The sequence below is a fragment of the Cupriavidus phytohabitans genome (assembly GCF_000426345.1).
Lineage (GTDB): Bacteria > Pseudomonadota > Gammaproteobacteria > Burkholderiales > Burkholderiaceae > Cupriavidus.
This window is the reverse complement of sequence record NZ_AUFE01000157.1, coordinates 1-5,147: the sequence shown is the minus strand read 5'-3', so window position 1 is coordinate 5,147 and position 5,147 is coordinate 1. Positions and strand designations below refer to the sequence as shown.

Here is a 5,147-nt window from a genome sequence, read left to right as displayed (position 1 = left end):
CTGGTTTCCGATCTCGACAATCAGATTCTCAGCGGAAAGCTCCACCGCCCTCTACTCCGCGCCTCAAATTCCCCGCCTGTACACCAGTTTCGACTTTAGCTCGGCAGCCACAGGGGATACAAGAAAGCTGATCAAGATCCCCCATGAAGAGCTTTTGGCAATGGAGCGCGATCATGGTTGATCCTATACCCCTTCCAACCGTCATCGAGAAGTCCAAGACAACCAAACTAGGTACAAGCCAACGGATCGACATCAGACTGGACATTGCCAAGCAGACTCAATCTGACATCCGGGCAATGATGATCGGCATCGCGGTGCATGAATCCCAGGAACAAACCGCCATTGGTAATCCTCCGCAGCGAGTGATCGTTGACGGCCGCGAGAACAAGAACATCAAGCAAGTCAACAAGAAGATCGAGATTTACTTCGGTGTCAAGCTGGCCCAGGTCGCAATGACCACGGTGGAGAGCGCGCTTCTCTCGGCTATCAACAAGAGCACCACTGCCAAGACCGGACGCCTGAAGGATATACGCGGCTCGTGGGAATGGACACTGGTGCAAGGTGGCAGGTCCAGGGTAATTCAAAGCGCAGATGAGATTCAGTCCTTTGGCTACCGGGACTATCTGATGCTAAAGCCCAAGTTGCCCTACGCCACCATCGTCAGCAACGTCATAGCTGACACTGGCAAAGTGAAACGACGAGCCAAGAAGCAATCGATCAACATGGGCATTCTTGGCTACGCAGCGCAAAAGGCCAAGCGCACTGCCGCACTGAGGGACTTCACTGTTTACGCTTCAAGGACCCGAGACTTCATGGTCCCAGGGGAGAAATCGACAACAGGAACTGGCTATATCACTATCAGGGCGAAGCGGGCACGCCGCTACAGGAGCCTGATATAAGGAGAACATCGTGGCAGAGAACATCGAAAGAGTCTACAAACTGCTCGTCCAGAGTTCAGAGAGTGTAAAGGAGCTGGACCGACTGAATTCAAGTCTGAAGAAGACCCAGGACGAGCTATCGAACGTAGGCAAAAGCACGAACGAGACTAACAAGAAATTGGACTCGCTAGGTAGCGGCTTCAGTAGCCTGGCCAAGTCGGCAGGTACGCTGTTTGGCGCCTACCTGACGGGCTCGGCTCTCCTTAGCTTTGGTCGAGCAATCATCGAGACTTCGGACAAGATCAATACGCTCACAGGCAGCTTCAAGGCGCTAGGGTTGGCAAGCCAGGACATGCTGACTCGGACTTTCGAGATTGCACAGAAGACCGGGACTGGATTCGATGACACCGCCACTGCCGTGCAAAAGCTGGCTATCGGCATGAAGGAGCTAGGCAGCACTAACCAGCAGATCCAGACGGTGGCGGAAACTTTCATCAAGATTGGCCGCCTGGGTGGCAGTAATATGCAGGCAGTCACTGGTGCGCTCACCCAATTCTCGCAAGCGCTAGCCTCAGGCAAACTTCAAGGAGATGAACTGAAGAGCATCTTGGAGACGATGCCGCTCCTGGCGCAGACTCTCGCCAAGGAAATGAACACAAGCGTCGGGGAGCTGAAAGCCTTAGGCGCTGAAGGCAAGATCACATCAGATGTCTTGGTGAATTCCTTGCTCAAGGCCGCCGAGGATGTGAACAAGAAGTTTGCCGAATTGCCTGAGACCTTCGAAACCTCCGTGAATAAGATGAACACAGAGGTTACTAGGTTCAACAAGATACTCGATGACACGCTAGGGTTATCAAAGAGTATCAGCAATATCATCAATTCGGTGACTGGACTGATCAAGAGCATGTCTGATCATCTAGAAAAGTCGAAAGGCCAGGCTTCATTGTTGAATGATTTCCTTGTTGGTGTAAGGGAAACCCTGAAGCTGATAGATCTGATTGTCCAAGGGGTCGTATTGGGTGTCAAAGGCGTTGCAGCATGGTTCAATGCTGCATACCTCACTGCGATCAAGCTGGCCAACCTTGACTTTACTAATGTTGGTGAGTTCTTCGACAAGGCAGAAGAAGCCATCAAAGGAGACTTGGAAAACTTCAAGGCTGCCGTCAACAATTACAAGATCGGAGTTGAACCCATCAAGGATGTGTTCGACATCATCAACAATGCCGAGCGGGCAACTCCAAAGTTAAAGGACCCGATCAAGGACTTAGGCAACGCGTGCAAGAAGACCGCCAAGGAAGTGAAGGAGTTAAAAGAAGAACTCACTCCATTCCTGAAGTTGATGGATGACATGGAGAAGAAGGCCGGAGCGAAGAACCTGGCGCTAGAGCAACTGGAGGAAATGGCCAATATCGACTTGACGAAATTCGGCTTCAGCATCGAAGAGGTAACCAAGAAAACCGAGGAATTGAAGAAGGCATCTGGCACCTGGACCTTGCTAGACCAGGCGATGAAGGACGTGCTCGACGACCAAAAGAAACTCGAGGATTATGTGAAGACGGTCAGCGACCTGAGCATCGCGCTCGCTGCTGGCAAGATTGACAGGAATACGTTTGATGCCTTGCTGGAGTCCTTGCAGAAGGTCAATCCGTACTTGAAGGACACCAACGATAATATCGATACTACAGCCAAGAAGTTGGAGAAAATCTCGACCCAGATTACTGCGTCTGTCGCCACTTCCTTTAACACTCTGATTGACAGTATTGGAGAGGCAAAAGTCTCTTTTTCTGACTTTGTTGAGTCGTTCCTCAAGGATTTGGCAAAGCTTATTGTGCAAATGCAGATCATGGTTCCACTTGCCGAAGCCCTCAAGGGAGCCTTTAGTCCAACTGGGGCAATTGGTAGTGTTATTGGGGGCTTCTTTAGTAAGGGTGGTGCCTTTTCAAAGTCAACTGGTTTGGCCCATGGGGTCTATACCACGCCCACTATTTTTCCTCTGATGGAGAACCAGTTCAAGGCTTTTAGTCGAGGCGCAACATTTGGTGTTGGCCTCATGGCGGAAAGCGGACCGGAAGCCGTGGTGCCGTTAACTCGCACGGCAAGCGGAGACCTTGGCGTAACTGCCTCGCCAGTCAATGTGAATGTTTACAACAACACTCCGTCAGAGGTCACAGTTCAGTCCAAGCAGAACGAGAATGGAAGCGTTGATGTAGCCGTCATGGTTAACGAAGCGGTCCGTAAGGAGATGCGCTCAGGTGGGTACGATCGCATGATGAAGAATAACTACGGCGTCCAGAGACGCGGATTCTGATGGTCAAGGCCACCGCCATATTCGTATGTGTGGTGGCGGCTCTTTTGTGGGCGATTGCTGGTAAGTATCTAATGGCGCTTGCGTTTGTCATAGTCGCCATCGCCATTCTCTTGATACTGCGTTGATGTAATGGCCTTTTCCTTGTCTCTGTAAAATACAGGCAGAAGGACACCGTGTTGATCTAGGATTCTTTTCATGCCCAATCCCCGGGCAATTAAGGAAAAGGATCATGAACATTGACATCTTGAAGAACACTTGGAAGCTCACTGCGCTGGCATTAGAGACGGCACAGGTGAAGAACAAGGACAAGCGCAAATCTGACAAACGGCTTCTGGTTGGAACCTTCTCTGAAGACAAAGCCAGCTACATCCACGTGGACTATGTCCTGACGGAACCCGAGCGCGGGCCTATCTATATCGGGACCGGAAACCAGGGCGTCATCAGGAACCTGTGGAGGAACGATCCAAGGCATACCAAGATCGCGCTAGAGCAAGGGATCATCCGGCTCTTCTTCGAGTCAGCCGATGCAGACAAGCTTGCAAGAGAGTTGATGGGTCGCCTGGAGAAGGAAGGCTATGACCTGATCGAGACACCTTATACAGAAAAGCCTGTCAAGAAGCTGAATCGGACCCAGAGATATGCCGTCAAGAGGCAATATGCCAGGCATTTGGATTGCAAGGTCAAGGATGTCAACGAAGACGAAGCGCTCTGGTGGATGAAGGAGTTCAAGCCCCTCAAGCTAGAAGCATTGTGGTCCAAGCCGGGGGTTTAACATGGCGATCAAACTATTCACACTCGCAGCCATTTGTGCTGCCTCCTTGCTGTCAGGTTGTGCTGGATCGCCTGCACGAGTCAGCATGTCTAGTGATGAAGAACTGAAGTCTATGTCTTCACCTGTTTTATGCAATGCCTACGCCTACAAGTACAGCCCACAAAGGGTCCGGGCAGTCCTTGAAGAAAGGAAAGTCTTGACTGAGCAAGAGTGGGAAGCAATTGACAAGCGTCATATCTTCATCGGCATGAGCGCTTTTGCTGTCCGCTGCGCATGGGGCGTACCCAATGACATTAATCGGACCATCACCAAATATGGAACTTCAGAGCAATGGGTGTATGGTCATTACGGAAGATACGCCAGTTCGCGGAAGTATATTTATCTGACTAATGGCGTGGTAACTGCCTTGCAGGATTGATCATGGACACACAAGACCCACTGGCATTGCGCTATGAAATGAAGCAGGAATTTGCCGATGCCAGACATGAGATGCGCCAAGAGTTTTCCAACGTCAGGCATGAGATGTCCCAAGAATTTGCCAATGTCAGGCACGAGATTTCGGATGTAAGGAAGGATATGGAGAAAGGGCTTTCTAACGTCCGTCATGAAATAAAAGAGAGCTCTGACGGGCTTAAGATCGAAATGGGGAACCACTACTCAAGATTTATCATGTGGCTCATCATCTTGATGATCAGCAACTGGGCCGCCATTCTTGGTGTATTGCCGCTTATCGTAAAGAAGTAAAGATGAACAGACAAAAAATCTATGACGCCTTCATCGCGGACCGCCGCTTGAAGGAAAAGGCACTGCTGGCAAGCGGTGACTTCTATGACCGCCATCACATCCTGCCTCGCAGCCTTGGCGGTGGGAATGAGCCGGAGAACCTTATTTGCCTGACCCTGATTGACCACATCCGTGCGCATATCCTTCTTGGTCGCGTGCATGGTGGTTCGCAATGGATCGCCGTCAAACGTATATTTGGTGGCCACAAGAAGCGAGGACATCATTATTCTCGGCGAGAGCTGGAACGGATTGCTATCGGAAGGAAAGAAGCCCGGAAAGCCATACAAGGTGAAGGGAATCCCATGTTTGGTAGGACTGGAGAGAAACATCCTATGTTTGGCAAAGGACATCTTATGCCTCGTCTTACTGGAGAGAAGAATCCGATGTTTGGTCGGACTGGAGAAAA

The 5,147-nt window shown here is 50.6% G+C and carries 8 protein-coding genes; all 8 read left to right on the top strand.

Translation table 11 applies throughout. The features are described 5' to 3' along the window. The coding region (locus K309_RS43580) for a hypothetical protein (protein WP_232232630.1) at positions 1–181 on the top strand (181 nt) is incomplete at its 5' end. After that, complete coding sequence (locus K309_RS0133795; protein WP_029050333.1) at positions 144–899, top strand: hypothetical protein; 756 nt, start codon at positions 144–146, stop codon at positions 897–899. The genes K309_RS43580 and K309_RS0133795, both read left to right, overlap by 38 nt. A 10-nt stretch (positions 900–909) precedes the next feature. Continuing rightward, complete coding sequence (locus K309_RS0133790) at positions 910–3,186, top strand: tape measure protein (protein WP_029050332.1); 2,277 nt, start codon at positions 910–912, stop codon at positions 3,184–3,186. Further along, entirely contained in the window at positions 3,186–3,311 is a 126-nt protein-coding gene (locus tag K309_RS43865) for a hypothetical protein (protein WP_255360147.1), read from the top strand. Before K309_RS0133790 ends, K309_RS43865 begins: the two co-directional genes overlap by 1 nt. Before the next feature lie 104 nt (positions 3,312–3,415). Then, positions 3,416–3,958, top strand: coding sequence for a hypothetical protein (locus K309_RS0133780; protein WP_029050331.1), 543 nt, complete (start codon positions 3,416–3,418; stop codon positions 3,956–3,958). Positions 3,959–4,043: 85 nt separating this feature from the next. Beyond that, entirely contained in the window at positions 4,044–4,376 is a 333-nt protein-coding gene (locus K309_RS42270) for a hypothetical protein (RefSeq protein WP_156914542.1), read from the top strand. Between the two features lie 2 nt (positions 4,377–4,378). Next, entirely contained in the window at positions 4,379–4,702 is a 324-nt protein-coding gene (locus tag K309_RS42265) for a CCDC90 family protein (RefSeq protein ID WP_156914541.1), read from the top strand. Positions 4,703–4,704: 2 nt separating this feature from the next. Next, positions 4,705–5,147, top strand: a 443-nt coding sequence (locus K309_RS42260; RefSeq protein WP_198030912.1) for an NUMOD3 domain-containing DNA-binding protein, incomplete at its 3' end; no start/stop codon positions are given.